At 56.1% G+C, this 19,243-nt stretch carries 13 protein-coding genes; all 13 read left to right on the top strand.

The features are described 5' to 3' along the window. Window positions 1-93: 93 nt before the first annotated feature. The 13 genes from AB4Y34_RS35705 (at window position 94) to AB4Y34_RS35645 (ending at window position 19,150) form a co-directional block, all read left to right on the top strand. Window positions 94-834: a sulfotransferase gene (locus AB4Y34_RS35705; protein WP_368718697.1), complete on the top strand. Its 741-nt coding sequence runs from the start codon at window positions 94-96 to the stop codon at window positions 832-834. A 222-nt stretch (window positions 835-1,056) separates the two neighbouring features. Next, window positions 1,057-1,647 carry a NodA family N-acyltransferase gene (locus AB4Y34_RS35700; protein ID WP_368718696.1) on the top strand — a complete coding sequence of 197 codons (591 nt, stop codon included), beginning with the start codon at window positions 1,057-1,059 and terminating at the stop codon, window positions 1,645-1,647. Between the two features lie 80 nt (window positions 1,648-1,727). Continuing rightward, window positions 1,728-2,363: a nodulation methyltransferase NodS gene (nodS, locus tag AB4Y34_RS35695; RefSeq protein WP_309235192.1), complete on the top strand. Its 636-nt coding sequence runs from the start codon at window positions 1,728-1,730 to the stop codon at window positions 2,361-2,363. 13 nt (window positions 2,364-2,376) lie between these two features. Continuing rightward, complete coding sequence (gene nodU, locus AB4Y34_RS35690; RefSeq protein ID WP_176369723.1) at window positions 2,377-4,122, top strand: nodulation protein NodU; 1,746 nt, start codon at window positions 2,377-2,379, stop codon at window positions 4,120-4,122. A gap of 180 nt (window positions 4,123-4,302) precedes the next feature. Next, window positions 4,303-4,899 carry an adenylyl-sulfate kinase gene (cysC, locus tag AB4Y34_RS35685; protein WP_176369722.1) on the top strand — a complete coding sequence of 199 codons (597 nt, stop codon included), beginning with the start codon at window positions 4,303-4,305 and terminating at the stop codon, window positions 4,897-4,899. A gap of 215 nt (window positions 4,900-5,114) precedes the next feature. Continuing rightward, window positions 5,115-6,707: an efflux transporter outer membrane subunit gene (locus AB4Y34_RS35680; protein WP_368718695.1), complete on the top strand. Its 1,593-nt coding sequence runs from the start codon at window positions 5,115-5,117 to the stop codon at window positions 6,705-6,707. Between the two features lie 93 nt (window positions 6,708-6,800). Then, a complete protein-coding gene (locus AB4Y34_RS35675) occupies window positions 6,801-7,952 on the top strand; it encodes an efflux RND transporter periplasmic adaptor subunit (RefSeq protein WP_368718713.1) in 1,152 nt (383 codons plus the stop codon). A gap of 11 nt (window positions 7,953-7,963) precedes the next feature. Then, complete coding sequence (locus tag AB4Y34_RS35670) at window positions 7,964-11,011, top strand: efflux RND transporter permease subunit (protein WP_176369719.1); 3,048 nt, start codon at window positions 7,964-7,966, stop codon at window positions 11,009-11,011. 1,524 nt (window positions 11,012-12,535) lie between these two features. Next, complete coding sequence (locus tag AB4Y34_RS35665) at window positions 12,536-13,489, top strand: IS5 family transposase (RefSeq protein ID WP_368718694.1); 954 nt, start codon at window positions 12,536-12,538, stop codon at window positions 13,487-13,489. A gap of 219 nt (window positions 13,490-13,708) precedes the next feature. After that, window positions 13,709-15,397 carry an NAD(P)/FAD-dependent oxidoreductase gene (locus AB4Y34_RS35660; protein ID WP_176369958.1) on the top strand — a complete coding sequence of 563 codons (1,689 nt, stop codon included), beginning with the start codon at window positions 13,709-13,711 and terminating at the stop codon, window positions 15,395-15,397. Between the two features lie 36 nt (window positions 15,398-15,433). Next, the gene (locus AB4Y34_RS35655; protein WP_176369957.1) at window positions 15,434-16,777 is read left to right on the top strand and encodes an amidase family protein; all 1,344 of its coding nucleotides are present in this window, start codon (window positions 15,434-15,436) and stop codon (window positions 16,775-16,777) included. 82 nt (window positions 16,778-16,859) lie between these two features. Next, window positions 16,860-18,227, top strand: a complete 1,368-nt coding sequence (locus AB4Y34_RS35650; RefSeq protein WP_368718693.1) for a carboxyl transferase domain-containing protein — start codon at window positions 16,860-16,862, stop codon at window positions 18,225-18,227. 578 nt (window positions 18,228-18,805) lie between these two features. Beyond that, window positions 18,806-19,150: an SDR family NAD(P)-dependent oxidoreductase gene (locus tag AB4Y34_RS35645; protein WP_368718692.1), complete on the top strand. Its 345-nt coding sequence runs from the start codon at window positions 18,806-18,808 to the stop codon at window positions 19,148-19,150. The last annotated feature ends 93 nt before the right edge of the window (window positions 19,151-19,243 follow it).

Raw genomic sequence — 19,243 nt, 5'->3', positions numbered from 1 at the left:
CAATCAATCCGAGCCCACGAGCTTCACAACGGACTATCTGCGCACCGCTCACACCCTCTTTCAACCCGTTAGATGAACGCCATGACATACCCCATGCAGACAACTGAGCCATTTGTGATCGTGGGGATGCCGAGGACCGGCACTCACTACTTGGAAGAATTGCTGAATGCGCATCCGAACGTGTCAAGCAATGGCGAGTTGCTCAATCCGTATGACCCGATGTGGCCCGATCGCGCCCGGCTTTTGCGTAGCGATCGCGAACTGCTCGAGCTAGCCTATCTGCACCATCCGACCATGACCGGGAATCCGCATTTGACACACGTCGGTTGCAAGATCAACCAGCCTCAGTTTAACGAACGTCCCGGGTTTTTCGAGACGCTGGCCGCGTGGCCACGTTTGAAGGTACTGCTCGTGATTCGACGAAACACGTTGGAATCGTTTCGTTCTTTGGTGCAAGCAAGACAAAGCGGTCAGTGGCTAAAATACGGTCCGGACAACGACGACTCACGCCCGCCTCCGCAAGTCATATTGAAAATTGAAGACTGTGAGGCTTACTTTAAAGCCGCGGACGACTTCCACCACTTAATTCTGAACTCGTTTTCACCGTCGAGCGTGCTCACTATCGACTATGAAACTCTTCGGGACGATCCGGCCCCAACCCTGAAGGCGGTCTCGGCATTTCTCGGCATCTCGAATCACCCTTGCTCTGACAACACATCTCTTAGACGTCAGGAAGTTCGATCGCTGCAGCAGACGGTACTTAACTTCGAAGAGTTGAGGCGTCACTTCGAGGGCGGTCGATACGAGAGATTTTTCGAAGCTCAAGGGGGCTGATCGGTCCGCCAGACATCAAGATTGCCCCGATAGCTTTCAATTGTCTAGCTTTTGAAGAGTATTGGCTTTATCGACTCGCAAACTCGGGTTTCGTGGTCCGCAGCCTAGCTAAACTAATTCTTGCGTGCCGAGCAGCAGATGAACTCCGATGTGTATGGCCCACTGTTCCGGTTCAGTGTTCAGCGAGTGGCGTATGACCGTATTGTTATAAGGTGACTTCAAATGGCCTCAACTGTGCAATGGAGACTCTGTTGGGAAAATGAGCTAGGGCTCTCGGACCACATAGAATTGTCCGAGTTCTTTCGGGCAACGTATGGCCCAACTGGATCTTTTAACGCAAAACCTTTCGAGGGCAGCCGGAGTTGGGCTGGTGCGCGGCCCGAACTCCGTGCGATTGCCTACGATTCGCAAGGGGTGGCGGCTCACATGGGCTCGCTGCGCCGGTTCATCAAGGTTGGCACGGTCGATGTTCTGGTAGCCGAGCTGGGACTTTACGGAGTTCGTCCGGATCTCGAAGGACTCGGCATCAGCCATTCGATCCGCGCGATGTATCCGGCACTGCAGGGCCTTCGGGTCCCATTCGCATTCGGCACGGTGCGCCATGAGTTGAAGAACCATATCGCGAGGTTGTGTCGGCATGGATTGGGAACGGTCGTCTCGGGCGTGCGGGTGCGGTCAACTCTGGCCGACGTTCGTCTAGATTTGCCCCCGACACGCACTGAAGACGTCCTTGCGGTAGTCATGCCGATTGGTAGCTCGATGAGCCAGTGGCCTGAGGGGAGTGCAATCGAGCGCAATGGTCCGGAGCTCTGAAGGCTGGCGCTTCACCACAGAAGGCGGTGGAGCCGACGCCCCCATGCAATTGTCCTTATAGTAAACCGCTATCGAGGTATGTGAACTTGACACATGTAGCGAATTTCGACTTGCTGCTTCGGGAATTGAACTCCAACGATCCGTGGCGGCTGGACAGTAACCCGTTCGAATTCGAGCGCCACAGGCAAATGCTTCGATTGTCACTTGCCGAGGGCATCGTCACGAATGCACTCGAAGTCGGATGTGCGGGCGGGGCGTTCACGGAAAAGCTGGCGCCTCACTGTCGAAGGCTCACCGTCATCGATGTAGTTCCAGAGGCGATCGCGCGAACGCGCGCACGGCTAATGGAACCGGCCAATATTACTTGGATCGTATCAGACATCCAGCGCTTTTCGGCTCCGGAAAAGTTCGATCTGATCGTTGTCGCGGAGGTTCTTTATTACCTCGGAAGCATCGCCGAGGTACGGGCCACTGTGCAGAGCTTGGCGCGCATGCTTGCACCCAACGGGCAGTTGGTATTCGGATCGGCTGTTGACGCCAATTGCCGGCGTTGGGGGCACATCGCCGGGGCGGAAACGGTGCTCGAAATGCTACGGGAAGAGCTGACCGAAGTCGAGCGCGTGCAGTGCATCGGGCGGTCGTCCAATGAGGATTGCATGCTCGCGCGCTTCCGGAGCCCGAAGGATTTTCCAAATCAACCGAATTGCCTCCGTTAGAGCGGGAGATACTATGCGCATCTGCGGCATCAAACTGACACACGATGGAGCCATCGCTGTTGTCGAGGATGGAAAGCTCCTTTTTTGCATCGAACAGGAGAAGCGGGACAATAACCCGCGATATCAGGAAATCGGGAATCTCGACGTAGTTGAAATAGTGCTGAGCGAGCACGGGTTGAGTGTCGACGACATCGATCAGTTTGTAATTGATGGCTGGGACGGCGAGATAGAGTCAGAATTTCGCACTCTCAGCGGCCGTACGCCTGTGATCTTGAAAGGCGCTCCCTATATCGAACGGGCCGACGATCTCCTCCATCCGCTCGAACGCACCGGCCTGTTAATCGGCGATCAATCGTATTCGTATCAGAGCTACCCTCATGTTTCGGGCCATGTCGCGTCCGCGTACTGCACCAGTCCGTTCGCGATAAGCGGGGAGCCTGCATACTGCCTAGTCTGGGATGGCGGCATGGTCCCAAGACTGTACTATGTGCGACCGGACGAAGCACGCCTCGTCAATTGTCTGTTCCCAGTTATCGGCCAAATGTACGCGGCGGCTGGACATCATTTCGGGCCCTATAAGAAGGCGAGCGGCGCTGACTGGGACCTGGGCGTGGCCGGTAAGCTTATGGCATACATCGCGCTCGGGTCGGTCGACGAAGGCATCATTGCAGTCTTTCGGGAGCTTTATGAGCAACGCTTTGCCGGCGACACCGAACTTGCGCAAGACTACCGCGAGAATGTCCGCATACCAGAAAGATCTCTCGCAGCTATACGCGACTTTTTCCAAGAATGCGTTCCACAATTGGAGGCCAAGCCTCAAGAAGACATACTTGCATCCTTTCATGTATTCCTCGAGCGTCTTCTGGTTCAAGGAATGGAGGCAGCGCTCTCACGCCATCCGATTTTCGAGCCGCGGAACTTGTGCATCTCTGGCGGATGCGCTCTTAACATCAAATGGAACAGCGCACTACGTGAAAGTCGTCTTTTTGACGCAATCTGGATTCCGCCTTTTCCGAACGATAGTGGGTCTGCGATTGGCGCCGCTTGCTGCTCGATGGCAGCGAACAAAGGCTTCCTGCCGTTGGAATGGTCGATCTATAGCGGGCCAGCAGTGAAAACTGGTGACGTGCCGCCCGGATGGACAGCGTCCCCTTGCTCCATTGCACAACTCGCCGGCGTACTTGCTGAAAATAAACCCGTCGTCTTCCTAGCCGGCAGGGCAGAACTGGGTCCCCGAGCGTTGGGTGCCCGAAGCATTCTCGCTGCTGCGACGTCCCCTGCGATGAAGGACTTCCTCAACGCGGTGAAGCAACGGGAGCATTTTCGTCCGGTAGCACCAATATGTCTTGAAGATCGGGCGGTTGCCGTCTTTTGTCCCGGTACTCCAGACCCCTACATGCTGTTCGATCATCAGACGCGCGAGGAATGGCGGGAGAGGATCCCCGCCGTAGTGCATCTCGACGGATCGGCTCGGTTGCAAACCATTGCGAGAACTTCCGCGCATCCCGTGGCGCAACTCCTGATTCAATACGAAAGACTCACTGGCGTTCCTTTGCTATGTAACACCAGTGCCAACTATCATGGACGTGGCTTCTTTCCGGACGCTGCTTCAGCCTGCGAGTGGGGAGGTGTCGAACATGTATGGTGCGACGGTCTTTTATTGAGCAAGGCATGTAGCACTGGCCTGCCATCGTCAATCGACGAACCAGGTTCTGGCGGCCGGGTTGAGCGGGCCGTAGCCGCACCGCTCGGGGCGTGACTTGAATGAGTGCGTCAGGGACTCTCTTTCACGGACGAACTGCACAGTCAGCGGCAGCATTCCTCAATGTCAAGATTTTCTAAGTTGCCGTACCGATGCCCCACCACACTGCTCCAACGCCGTGATGCAGAGCGGACGCCTTTGCTTCCAACAGCGGTTTCACCCCTATCGTAGGCAAGTATGAAGAAGACCTCCGTTTCAGATCTTCATGTCCACGGCTTCCGGATTCAGCCGGAGTCGAGAGGACGATTGCTCCGGCAAACGCCCGCCATCCTGTGGTTCACGGGGCTGTCAGCAGCTGGAAAGTCGGCGATTGCCGACAAGGTCGAGGCACTACTGCATGCGTCCGGCCAACTCACCTACATTCTCGATGGAGACTCCATCAGGCTCGGTCTATGCAAGGATCTCGGCTTTGCGGATGCGGATCGCCACGAGAACGTGCGGCGCGTGGCCGAAGTTGCAAAATTGATGGCTGACGCGGGGCTCGTAGTGCTGGTGTGCCTCATTTCGCCGTTCCGTCGCGATCGGGAACTCGCCAGATCCACTGCGGGTAGGCACCGTTTCGCCGAAATCCACGTTCACGCTAGTTTGGCCGTAGCCGAATCTCGCGATCCTAAGGGACTGTATCGGCTTGCGAGAACTGGCGCCATACAGCATTTCACCGGCATCGACTCGCCGTATGAACAGCCGACGGTCCCGGACGTATTCATCGACACATGTTCGAAGTCCATCGATGAAGGCGCGGACCTTGTGGTGAACTGGCTCAATAGCCGCTAGTTGGAGCGAGACGAGTGTGGGCACACCGCAGAACTGGATTCGATAACCCGATGTCCATGGCGGACGAGCGGCTCGATCGATGACAGTTGCCGGAGCGGGCGAAACGTCGACACTCTGTTGCATACCCTCCTTCCAGCGAACCCGGTGCCAGGGAGGTGAGTTTGTTCAGCCACCCATTTTGATTGCACTGCGCTCACGCGGACCAAGGTAGACAGATGATTGATTACGGCAATCTCAATTGCTATCGCGGACGATCGCAGCCGCGGTCGCGCGACCCAGCGTTGCTTCCGGCAGCAAATCGGCCTTTCGGCCGTGCCGCATCGATCACTGTCCTGCTTTCACTAGTCTATTCACTTTCCGGCTGCACAGTCGGCCCCGAATATCGCACTCCCGCGCCGCCCGCGACCGACAACTATACACCGACGGCCCTACCCGAACACACGGTTTCGTCGCCCGGTGCGACGGGTCTTGCGCAGCAGTTCAAGGCTGGCGGCGAGCTGCCTGCACAATGGTGGACCCTTTACCGTTGCGAGCCCCTCGACGCGCTGATACGCGAGGCCCTCTCAAATAGCCCGAATATCGCTGCAGCCAGCGCGGCGCTGCGCCAAGCAAGCGAAAATCTGCGCGCGCAAACTGGGATCGATCTATATCCCGCCATCGATGTCAAGCTCAATGCTACTCGCGAAAAGCTCAATGGCGCGACGCTAGGCCAGCCCAGCCTGAAAAGAATACTAAGTCTGTACAACGCATCAGTGAACGTTTCCTACAACCTGGATCTCTTCGGGGCTGCACGGCACGAACTCGAGGTGCTGGGCGCGCAGGTCGACTTCCAGAGTTTGCAGCTACAGAGCACATACCTGGCGCTGTCAGCGAACATCGTCACCGCTGCAGTCAGCGAAGCTTCCCTCCGCGAGCAGATTGACGCGACCGAGCGTATCGCCGCGGATGAGGAGACTCAGCTCGGTGTATTGCGTAAGCAGCTTGAGTTCGGCGGTGTGGGTCGCGTGGCCGTGCTCTCGCAGGAAACGTTGCTCGCACAAACGCGCGCTACCCTGCCGCCACTGCGGCAGTCTCTCGATCGGGCGCGACATCAGCTTGCCGTGCTCGCGGGTAAACCGCCTAGCGATAACAGCGTTCCCGAGTTCAGGCTGTCGATGTTCACCCTACCGCAGACCTTACCCGTCGCCCTCCCTTCGTCGCTCGTCCGTCAACGTCCGGACATCCTAGCTGCGGAAGCCCTGCTGCGTCAGGCGAGCGCCCAGGTCGGCGTCGCAACCGCGAACATGTATCCGCAGCTTACGCTGTCCGCAAACTACGGCCCGCAATCATTAACGCCAGCGGGCATGCTGAAGTACGCGGACATGATCTGGAACATCGGCGCGGGGCTCACGCAGCCGATCTTTAACGGAGGCCAACTGAGCGCTAAAAAGCGCGCGGCGGAAGCTGCCTTCGATGAGGCCAACGGGCAATACAGGCAAACGATACTGCTTGCATTCGAAGATGTCGCGGATACGCTCCGCGCACTCGATCACGATGCAACCGCACTCGCCGCGCAAACCGAAGCGTGGCGTGCAGCCAGCAGCTCGCTCGAGCTGACGCGTGGCCAGTTTCGTGCCGGCGGTGTCAGTTATCTAGCTCTGCTCGATGCGCAGCGTCAATACCAGCAGACAATCGTCAATCTCACCCAGGCCCGCGCTGCACGCTACGCAGACACGGCCGCATTGTTCGAAGCACTGGGCGGCGGCTGGTGGAGTGACACTGCGAGGATCCAGACAGGACAGGTGGACTCCGATATCAACCCGCAGTGAACTCTCTTTCTGCTTGCCGCGCCCCGCATCGTTTCAATGCTGCGCGTCCAACGGGATCTGTTCCATATCAGTTTGCCGTGCAAGGACACGACGATGACGACAAATAAACCAACAGCGAAACGGATGATCACCACGCTGATCTGCATAGGCACTCTGCTTGGCGCGCTGATCGGTTTCAACCTGTACAAGGCGCATATGATCCGGAAATTCATGGCGCACAACGCGGTGCCGGCTGCTACCGTCACGTCCGCCGTCGTGAGCTATCAGACATGGCAGCCACAGCTTGCCGCTGTGGGCAGCCTGCGTGCCGTGCGCGGTGTCGACGTGACGACTGAAGTGGCTGGACTCGTTCGCGAGATCGCATTCAAGTCCGGCGAGGAAGTCAAGGCCGGACAGGTGCTCGTGCGTCTGAACGACCGCTCGGACCGCGCGCAGCTCGCCTCGCTAAGAGCTGCCGCCGACCTATCGCAAACCGTCTATAACCGCGACACGGCACAGTACGACATTCAGGCGATCGCCAGGGCGCAAGTCGATGCTGATGCCGCCGACCTGAGAAGCAAACGAGCACAAGTCGAACAGCAGGCCGCACTGGTCGAGAAAAAAACGATTCGCGCGCCTTTCGCGGGACGCGTGGGCATCACGACAGTCAATCCGGGCCAGTACGTCAATCCGGGCGACGCCATCGTTACGTTGCAAGCTATCGATCCCATCTACGTCGACTTTCATCTGCCCCAGCAGGAACTCGGTCAATTGCAGGTGGGACAGAGCGTCGCCGTAAATACAAGTGCATTCGTGAGCCGCGGCTTCGTGGGCAAGATCCGCGCTATCAACCCGCGCCTCGACAGCACGACGCGCAACGTGGAGGTCGAAGCGGCCCTGGACAACCGCGAGCGCAAACTGTTGCCGGGGATGTACGCTAGCGTAAAAGTCGATGTTGGTCACGAGCAGCGCTACCTGACACTGCCGCAAACAGCAATCACTTACAATCCCTACGGGGCAACAGTTTTCGTCATCAAACCGGGCGAGCATAAGGACGCACGCGGCAAAACGATGCCCGTTGCGCAACAAATCTTCGTAACGCCAGGGCCCACGCGCGGCGATCAGGTTGCGATCCTGAAGGGCTTAGACGAAGGCGCACTAGTGGTAACGAGCGGCCAGCTCAAGCTGAAGAACGGCACACCGCTCGTAATCGACAATCGCGTGTTGCCGGCAGACAGTCCTGCTCCGACGCCCCAAGAACAATAAGAGTTCCTCAGATGGATTTCACCGATATCTTTATCAAACGGCCGGTCCTCGCGTCCGTGGTAAGCCTGTTCATCCTCGTGCTGGGCTTACGTTCCCTGTCGACACTCAAGGTTAGCGAATATCCCCAGACTGGCACTGGCGTCGTTACCATCACCACCTCGTACTATGGCGCTAGCGCCGAGACTATGGCCGGCTTCGTTACTCAGCCGCTCGAAGCCGCGATCGCACAGGTGCAAGGCATCGATTACATGTCGTCGAAGAGTAGCACGGGTGTCTCAAGTATCACCGCGACTCTGCGCCTGAACTACGATCCGAACCGCGCGTTAACAGAGATCAACACCCAAATCGCGTCTATGCGCAACCAGTTGCCACCCCAAGCGCAACAGCCAGTGTTGACGATTCAGGTCGGCCAGACTACTGACACGATGTATATGGGCTTCTACAGCGATGTGCTGCCAAGCAACAACGTCACTGACTATCTGCTGCGCGTTGTCAAGCCGAAGCTCGATTCAATTGAGGGCGTGCAAACCGCAGAGGTTCTCGGCGGCCGTCAGTTCGCGTTGCGCGCATGGCTTGATTCGACCAGGCTCGCAGCGCACAACGTCACGGCTTCTGACGTCTACACGGCACTCGGCAACAACAACTATCTGGCGACGCTCGGAACAACCAAAGGCCAGATGACCAGCGTCAGTCTAAACGCTGGTACCGATCTGCATTCCGTCGAAGACTTCAGGAAGCTGGTTGTCAAGCAGAAGAACGGCGCGATCGTGCGCCTAGAGGATGTCGCCAATGTCGTGTTGGGTGCGGACAACTACGATTCCAATGTCGCTTTTAGTGGAAAACGCTCGGTGTTCATCGGGATCAAGGTAGCACCCGACGCAAACCTGCTCGACGTAGCGAACCGTGTCAAAGCTGTGTTCCCTGATCTGCAGAAGCAGCTCCCCACGGGTGTGTCGGGCGGCATAGTCTATGATGCCACGGACTTTATCGAGACTGCCATCGACGAAGTGGTGAAGACGCTCGTCGAGGCACTACTGATCGTGACGCTCGTGATTTACCTGTTCTTCGGCAGCTTCCGCGCGGTGATAGTGCCCTTGTTCGCGATGCCACTGTCTCTGATCGGCACATTCTTCATGATGCAGTTGCTCGGCTACTCCATTAATCTACTGACGCTGCTCGCGCTGGTGCTCGCGGTCGGACTCGTGGTCGATGACGCGATCATCGTGGTTGAGAATTTCGACCGGCACCTGACGACCGAGGGCAAGCGTCCCTTCGATGCCGCGCTCATCGCCGCGCGGGAACTCAGTGGCCCGATACTCGCAATGACTGTTGTCTTAATTGCCGTCTATCTCCCCATTGGCTTCCAGGGCGGACTGACGGGCGCACTGTTCACGGAGTTCGCATTTACACTGGCAAGCGCGGTCACTATATCGGGCGTGGTCGCGCTAAGCCTATCGCCGATGATGTGCTCACGACTCTTTCACAACGAGCAGCAACCCGGACGCTTCAACCGTTTCGTCCATCAGCAGTTTGAGAAAGTGCATCGGGGTTATATGCGGCTCCTGCGCTCGATACTGGACACATGGACCGTATTCGTCGTGATGGGTGCAATGCTGTTATGCGGAACCATCTATTTATTTGCGACGTCACAGTCCGAACTCGCCCCCCAGGAGGACCAAGGCATCGTACTGTCGCTGATCCAGGGACCACCCAATGCGACGATCCAACAGATGCAGATGTATGCCGACCAGGTGTTCCAGATATCTAAGCAATTGCCCGAGTATGCGCAGATGTTTCAGTTGACAGGTGCGCCGACACTGAATCAGGGCTTCGGCGGCGTGCTCTTCACGACATGGGACAGGCGAAAGAGAGGTACCTCCGAGTTGCAACAGGAGCTTCAACAGAAGTGGAACGGCATCGCGGGCGCGCGAGTTGCCGCGTTCCAGTTTCCACCCCTGCCCGGTGCGCAAGGCTTCCCGGTACAGTTCGTGATCAACACGACTGAGCCTTTCGATAACCTCAACGAGGTGACTCAAGCGGTTTTGCAACAGGCGCGCGAAAGCGGCATGTTCCTCTTTGTCGACAGTGACCTAAAGATCGACAAGCCCGAGACCGTTCTGATGGTCGACCGCGACAAGGTCGCCTCGCTCGGCCTTACGCAAAGCGACATGGGACAGGCGCTCGGAGCTGCGCTCGGTGGTAACTACGCGAATTATTTCTCGGTCGCCGGCCGTTCGTACAAGGTGATTCCACAACTTCAGCAGGTCGACCGAATGAACCCATCGCAGCTACTAGACTACAACCTGCGCACTTCCGACGGCAGTATGATTCCTGCTTCGACTGTCTCGCATCTGAAGTCGACGGTTGTGCCCGAATCCATCAACCATTTTCAGCAAATGAATTCGGCAACGATCTCGGCCGTAGTCGCACCCCGCGTTTCGCAGGGCGAAGTACTCGAGTTCCTGCGCAACGCCACAACCCGCGTCGCTCCCTCAGGATACAACATGGACTATTCCGGACTTTCGCGCCAATTCATGCAGGAGTCCGGCGGCTTCGTAATCACTCTGATGTTCGCGGCGGTCATTGTGTTCCTTGCACTCGCGGCGCAGTTTGAAAGCTTCCGCGATCCCATCGTCATTCTGGTATCAGTGCCGTTGGCGTTGTTCGGTGCGCTGATCTTCATTAACATCGGCGTTTCTACGCTCAACATCTACACGCAAGTCGGACTGGTCACACTCATGGGGCTTATCAGCAAGCATGGCATTCTCATCGTGCAGTTCGCGAATGAGTTACAGCGTTCAGGCCGCAGCAAGCGCGAAGCTCTTGAAGAAGCGGCAGGCGCGCGCCTGCGCCCGATCGTCATGACTACAGCCGCCATGGTGCTTGGTGTTCTGCCGCTAGTGATTGCGTCCGGCGCCGGCGCGGCAGGGCGCAACGCGATCGGCCTGGTAATATTCACAGGACTGTCTATCGGCACTCTGTTCACACTGTTCGTTGTCCCGTCGATGTACATGTTGTTAGGTGCAGAACATCACGAGAAGACAACAGCAATGACGTGACCGCCATCCATTGTGCAGTTTTTCGCGCACTCCTCGCGCCGCGGTGTGGCTGGAGCAAACAGCTTGCGATGACTGCAAGGACTGCCTTCATGCGGGTCTTTGTGTCTCGCCATTGATCAGCCCCACGTATCTGAGGACACGAAGACTCGCCTAAGATCAGGGATAGCCTAGGCTAGCGGTAAGCCTGGACATTATGTGAAACCGTTGAATTTATGAGTGAACCGGAGCGCCGTCGGCGAGGCGTTTACCCGAACCAGGCGTCCGGTCGGACCGAGCGGGGTGGCGGCGATGAAAGCTGACGACACGTCGTACCGTCATCAGAGCACCAGGACGACCGGTGTCGGAACCTTATAGGAAGGCCTGGAATGGGGCGCACAAAGACGTGTTTGCGCGCCCGCCTTGGTGCGGGGGGCGACGATTGAAAGCGGTCTGCGAAGTTCTCGGCGCGGCCCACTATGACGTAGCAGTGACAAGGGGCTCGCTTGTCCGATTGGCAAGCGGTCGTAGCGCCACACCGTCCGATGACTCAGAATGTCTCGAAGAAATGCTGGTCCATGTAGCGCATTTTCTTCCGACTTCAGGCGTTTGGGCGCTCCGGCATTCCGGTCGAGAACAGACCGCCCCGTAGCTAACCACAAGCGCGTGTATCGGGTTATCCGAGAGCATCATCTGCTGCTGCGCCGTCTCGGCGCGCTGCGATACACGCGGCAGCACGACGATCGTGTTGTTGCCGTGGACAACAACAATACCATTCGTGGTCCGATGGCTTCAAGTTCCGGTGCGACGATGGCTCCCTCCCTATGTGTAACCTTCGAGCTGCCTGTCGCAACCGGAGGCGATTAGCTGGATTGCCACACCTCGAAGTCATACCGGCAGCGTGGCGCACGACGTGATGCTGATTGCCGTCTAGCAGCGCAACTCATCGAATGGATGACGTACAACGCTCTACCTACATCGACCATCGCACGAGTATCTTCGGGCGCGAGCTGCCACCTGCATCCGCTGACCACTGGCCCCACAGCAATGGTATGGCTCACTCGTTCGTGAAGACGATGTACGTTTCCTCGGGGTTATAGGGCAACTCCACGCCACCAACCCGCAATTGAGTCCGGTCCGAAAGTTTTATGCCCATGGCGCCTCGTCGTCAAGTTAGTCGATATCGTGCACGAGGTAATCTTTTCCAGTCGACACCCTGACGCTCGCCTCGTTGCGACATTGCCTTGATGTCTTCGCAAGCGATGTTTAGGCAACTCGGCGGCGACAAAAAATAGACGACTGGTTGGGACCTCACGATATCTTTTCACAAGCATCAATTTTATTTGTTTGATCCTGAGGTAGACGATTTGCTATCGTGGCATTCATGGATATTAAAGATAAATATCGCTTTGCGCTGACAGACAACGCAGTTGTTGGCAACGAAATATGCAATCTTTACCTCTCTTATCTAAGGAAGGTCTGCAAAAGTCATGGCGTTGACGTCTCGGTGGACTACCCTGGGAGAATGCAGGTTTAAGGGGTACCTCGATGACACAGCTTGGTCTTGGTCTGGATCTTTTAACGAAACGCACGCGCAAGCGGGAATTTCTCGATGAGATGAGGCACGTTGTGCCATGGTCGAGGTTGATTGCGTTGATCGAACCGCACTATCCAAGGGGTAAGACTGGAAGGCCGCCGTTTCCTATTGCGACGATGCTGCAGATCCACTTCATGCAGCAGTGGTTTGGTCTGTCAGACCCGGCGATGGAAGAGGCGCTTTATGACGTGCCGCTGTATCGTGAATTTGCTGGGCTGGACGAGGGTATGACGCGTTTGCCGGACGAGAGCACGATTCTCCGGTTCCGTCACCTTCTCGAAACGCACGGCCTGGCTGCGCAGATGCTCACGCTGGTCAATGAGATCCTGAGCGAGAAAGGCTTGATGCTGAAGGTGGGGTCGGCGGTCGACGCTACCTTGATTTCCGCACCCACTTCGACGAAGAACGGCTCTGGTACACGGGAGCCGGAAATGCACCAGACGAAGAAGGGAAATCAATGGTACTTCGGGATGAAAGCGCACGTCGGCGTGGACGCAGAGTCGGGCCCGGTCCACACGGTCATCGGCACAGCCGCCAACGTTCATGACATCAATGCGGCCGAAGCGCTGTTGCACGGCCAGGAAATGGATGTGTACGCTGACGCCGGATATCAGGGTATCGAAAAGCGCTGCCAGGTAAGCGCGGTTCGCTGGCATGTGGCGATGCGACCAGGCAGGCGCAGACAACTGGACCTAACCGATCGGCTGGACGCGATATTCGATCAGATTGAACGCCTGAAGGCCGGCATCCGCGCCAAGGTTGAACATCCGTTCCGCGTCCTCAAACAGCAGTTTGGCTATACAAAGGCCCGGTACCAAGGGTTGATCAAGAACACCGCCCAGATCACGACACTATTTGCTCTGGGCAACCTGTGGATGGCACGCAAGGCTTTGTGGAACGCTTGAAACGCTCGCAGATTCAGGCCGCCAATCTCGGCAAACAGCGGTCGTCACGCTTCAAAAGCCAGACGACCAACCTGCCAGCAGACTCTCATGGCTGATACGACGCAAGTGGCAAAACGGCCAACTCTCTGAAAACGAGTTGTGCAGCCTTCCCTAAATCGTAGCGTTACTCTCAGCGATCGTCTTTTCGACGGGTAGAGGTACTCCAAAGGGAGATAATTCATGAAAAACTGCGCCGCATCTTCACACATTGCATCACCGACTATTGACCTATTGTATGACTATGCTCCTTTCCTCGAGATTTGCAAATCAGAAGGAGCAATTGGCTCGTTTTCCCCCAGTGCACAGACGCCGCGGGTTGCAATCGTGGGGGCTGGCATTAGCGGGCTTCTGGCCGCGGCAGAATTGATGCGAGCAGGTGTCACCGATGTCACCGTGTTTGAAGCCCGCGATCGCATCGGAGGCAGAGTATGGTCACAACCTTTTGATCCACGGTACCCGCATCTCATTGCTGAAATGGGTGCAATGAGATTTCCTCCGAGTGCGACCGGCCTTTTTCATTACCTTGACAGGTACGGCATTTCGACGACAGCCTCTTTCCCGGATCCAGGAATGGTCGATACCGAATTGCACTATCGCGGTACTCGCCATATCTGGCGCGCGGGAGACCCGCCGCCCCCATTATTCAGTGTCGTTTACGAAGGCTGGAGAGCCTTTTTGCAGGAAGGATGCGTGATCAACGGTACGTCTCTAGTTGCTCCCGCAAAAATCACCGCAATGTTGAGGTCAGGCCGGTTTGAGGAAGCCCGAGCAGAATGGCAAACGTGGCTCGACGTGTTTCGTGACAGTTCTTTCTATGCAGCCATCGTGGCCATCTTCACTGGATCTCGCCCGCCCGGAGGCATCCGCTGGGAACGGCCTGACGACTTTGAACTATTCGGTTCTTTGGGCATAGGCTCTGGAGGCTTCCTTCCTGTTTATCAGGCGGCATTCACCGAAATACTGAGGCTCGTCATCAATGGCTACATGGACGATCAACGCTTGGTCTCTTGCGGAATTGCTACACTGGCTGAGCGCCTCGCAGCAGAGAAGATCGGAGAATGCACCGTTGCTGACCGGGTTCGCTTCAATGGCGTGGGCCGTATCTACAAAGAAGACGGAAAGATAAGGCTGATGACTGACGCGGACGAAATCATGACCTTTGACCGAGTTATCGTTACCAGCAACACAAGGACAATGCAGATGGTTCACGGCCTGACTGACGACGAGACGTTTCTCAGCCGAGACGTCTCACGGGCCGTTAGAGAAACGCATCTCACTGGGTCATCAAAACTATTCATGCTTACACATGGTAAATTTTGGATCGGTAACGATTTGCCAGTCACAATTCAATCTGACAGTTTTGCGCGCGGGGTATATTGCCTTGACTACGAGCCCGATAGGCCAGACGGTCCAGGTGTAGTTTTGCTTAGCTACACGTGGGAGGACGACGCGCACAAGCTACTAAGTGTCCCCGACAAAAAGCAGCGCTGCGAGCGTTTTGTCGACGCCCTTGCTACATTCAACCCTGAGCTTGCGCGCCACCTGACTCCCGTGGATGACGACTACGAGCATGCCATCCTTCACCATGACTGGTTGACTGATCCCCATTCTTCCGGTGCGTTTAAACTCAACTATCCCGGTGAAGATGTGTACTCACAGCGGCTTTTTTTTCAATTTCAGACGGCAAACGACCTCGCAACGGATACCGGCCTATATCTGGCTGGATGTGGTTGTTCATTCACCGGTGGTTGGATCGAGGGGGCGGTCCAGACAGCTATCAATAGCGCCTGTGCCGTTATACGCAGTACAGGCGGAGACCTTCTACGGGGCAATCCTCTCGACGAAATACGCAGTGCCTATCACTACTGATATCGCATGCACTGACACCCTATTTTTGGACTCTTTATGTATTCGGAAGACACTCTGGAATCGCTTTGTGATGGTATACGCGATGGTGAAATCTCTGCGGATGACATGCGGAAGCACGCAATTAGCGCCAATGCTAGCCAGCAGAAGCTCAATTGTTTCATTGGTAGTCGCGACCTCGACGCACATTTCGCAAGGCCGAATGATGTGCTGAAATGTGCACCACTCTACGGCATCCCCTTCTCATTGAAAGACAATATTTGTGCTAGCGGGTTTCCAGTAACTGCCGGTACGCCAGGGATGGAAGGATGCATAGCGACACGCGATGCCATTATCGTCCGAAAACTGAAATCCTTGGGCGCTGTCGTCGCCGGTAAGAACAATATGCATGAACTTAGTTTTGGTATCACATCGGTCAATCCGAGGTGGGGAACGGTGGGCAACCCGACGGCTCCGGGATATCTGGCGGGCGGAAGCAGTGGCGGTTGCGCGGCCGCGGTGGCTGCCGGGATTGTTCCGATCGCGATCGGAACTGACACTGGCGGCTCGGTGCGGATACCGGCCGCCTTCTGTGGAATTATCGGCTTCAGGCCCACAAGCGGTCACTGGTCTTCGGCTGGAATCATTCCAGTTTCTCGCACTAAAGATTCACCTGGGCTTTTGACGCGAACGGCGAAGGACGCGTTGATGATATATGAGCTGCTGTCCACCGGTACCCGCCCTCCGGCAAAACAGATGAGTACTCCTTGCCGCATAGGACTTCCGGCGTCCATGTGGAGTAACCTCAATGAAGATGTCCGAAAGCATTGTTGGCATGCGATCACGCGTCTCATCCGCGCGGGGTTCGAGTGCGTTGATCTGGACGACTCGGCTGTTGCTGACTTAAATAGGATTGGAACTTTCACCATTCCCGTTTACGAATTCTTCATGGACTTTCCACGCACATTGCTTTCCTTCGGTTGGGCGAACAGGATAAATGCGATATTCGATAACATCCGTGATGAAGCTGTCCGCAACATCGTCCACAGCAACCTCAGTGCACAGCTGATCTCTGCGGCGGATTATTCTTTTGCGATCCAGAATGTGGGCCTTTTGCGTCAACAAATGAAAAACCTGTTCACCACCCAAGGTGTCGATTTTCTCGCATACCCGACGGTTCCGCGCAGCGTTCCCCACTGTAGCGATGCCGGGCGGCCCGAACTTTTCTCGGAGGTGATACGTAATACCGACTTGGCCAGCAATGCCGCGATGCCCTCGGTTACCCTTCCTGTTGCTCCGGATGGTGCATTGCCCGTTGGTTTGAGCCTTGACGCACCACGAGGTCAGGACCGCCGCCTCTTGACTATGGCAACGTCTGTAGAAGACGTTCTGAATTCGTCGTAACACGACTGCGATCTTCACTGCGAAAGGTTTCATCCGCAGGCAGCAGCAAACGATTCGCACACCGTTTTGGAGGCGGTAGCCAATGCAGATTTCATTGCAAAGAATAAACACTCTCTTTGACGCCGGTAGTTTTGTCGACCATCACCCTGTCGAGAGAAGTCATTTCATCTGCGGCGAAGGGTCTATAAATTCCGTAAGAACGTTTCTGGTCATGAATCGGGGACGAGACTGTGAATTCAGAGGAAGCGGACAGTGGCGCACCGCCACGCAGATTACAAAGACCGTAACGATGGCCCGGGACAGTTGCGCCCCATTGATTTACGTTCAGGACCGTCCCGGAGGGACAGATAGTTTCGATACCACAAAAGTTCTTTCGTCGGACATGTCGAAACTGCTTTTGTCACCAACTGGAATGGGCAGAGTCAGTGCATCCCTCGCGGAGTTGGCCGAGAAGAATTTGCTAATTTCCGCCATACTCGGCCCGACCTCAGGCCCCTTGGCCCTACCATTGATGCTGGCTGACTTGGTGTTGATGACCGAAAAGGGCGCCTTGTGCATGGGTCGCCCCGATATGGTGAAGGCCATGCTGGCTCAGGATTCAGATCTCTATTCGCTAGGTGGAACGGACGTTCACAGCAAGCACTCAGGTTCAGTTCAATTGGTATTCGAAGATGAAACAGACCTATTCGGATGTGTAAGGCAGTTGCTTCACGTCAGCGCCAACCGCGGAGCGAACCGTGGTCTGGGATATGAAGAACCCGAAGCAGCTGATTTCAAGAGCTTGATTCCATCGGATCATCGTACGCCCTATGATATGCATCAGTTGCTGCATTCTTTCGTCGACAAGGACAGCTTCACCGAAATTAGCCCCGAATACGCAAAGGAAGTGTTGACAGGCTACGCGACCATTAAAGGAAGCGCGGTCGCTATCATTGCCAATAATCCCCGCTATAAGGGCGGCGCCATTCACAGGCAATCCGCTACCAAAATAGTCAAAATGGTTGGTGTGGCTGAGAAAGTCAGGATACCGATCATTTTTATTGCTGACATCCCTGGATTTATGATAGGCCGGGAGGCAGAAAATAGTGGGATTTTTTCTGCAGCGGCAGATTTGTTCAGGGCACACGTTCGAAGCAAAGTACCTAAGTTGCTGCTCATTGCAAGAAAAGCGTACACGGGAGGCGTGTATGCTATGTGCGGCCCGGGCTTTAACCCAGTAGCAGTCTTGGCTTATCCGCAGGCTCACATTGGTGTTTTCAGTCCCGATACGATGACAAAAGTCATGCCAGAATTTGATGAGACGACAAGAGACATAATACAGAAGCTGACCGACGAAATCGAAAATCCTGAACTGTTGAAGGCCAGTGGACTGATTACCGACGTCATTGAAGTAGAAGATACCAGGGAGCAGGTTTCGAGATATTTGTTCGCGGAAGCAGGCAGATCTTGAGTCGGATGTTCTGATCGGACAATGCGCGATTCGCCAGACTATTGTGCCCAGGTCGTAGCACTGCCGCGATCAAACTTCTTCCGACTGTTGCCGCGCCACGATCATCCGGCACTGCGTCATGATAACCGGCGATTCGGTGTACGCATGTCACGTTCATCGCGCTAGGCGGGGTCCACGCATTATCAACAAGATTGCGCTGCGTGTCAGGCTCAGCAGGACGATGCCGAGGAAAGATGCGTTTGGCACGCCGACCTGTAACCTCCATAGAGCGACTGCTTTTCTGCCAAGGATTGCAGTTCAGCTGTCAATGCAAAAACCGCTCGCTTTTGGACTGCTCCGATCGGATTGTGTGGCGTCTACACGCGCACGGACTTCACTGTGGCGCCTTTGCGCACGTCGGGCGTGCCTCCCGGATCAGTTCTATCTGAAAAAATGACGTGCACCAAGCCTGCCGCTGAACTAGGGCAGATGTAACCTATACACTATTGTCATTCGCGCTGTGGGACCAAAGTCCTGGACGAGGATGCCGGACGCGCCCGACTTCCGCGTCCGGCCCCGGTGACGAACTCGGCCTTGGTGTGGCAGCAGCAAGAAGTCTTAGAGGTGACAGCCAAGCGATCCGACTCGACGTAACCGATCAGTCCTCGATTATTGCGGCTACCAGGCAGATCGAGAATACTTGGGGACCTGCCAATGAAATGAGAGACGGGGATAAGGTGAGCCGCGCAACCGTTGACGATATCCGCTTGGTCTTCGAGACGAACGTGTTTGGGGTTGTCGCCGTTACGCAGGCGATGCTGCCGCTCCTTCGAAAAGCGCCGGTAGCTCGCATAGTCAACGTTTCGAGCGCAGGTGGTTCCCTCACGCTCAAGGACGGCCCGTCGGATTACTCTAGCAGGCTGTTGAAAAGCGCCCCGTCATGACGACCGAAGCTACGTTCAGGAGACTTGCGCGTGCAATTTCCCGCTGAATTACCGGTTTGCCGCGCGATCCGCGCGGGGCATGCGCACGCATGC

The sequence above is a fragment of the Paraburkholderia sp. BR10954 genome, from assembly GCF_040965775.1.
Classification (GTDB): Bacteria; Pseudomonadota; Gammaproteobacteria; order Burkholderiales; family Burkholderiaceae; genus Paraburkholderia; species Paraburkholderia youngii.
The sequence above is the reverse complement of the archived record's forward strand: the minus strand, read 5'-3'. Positions and strand labels throughout refer to the sequence as shown.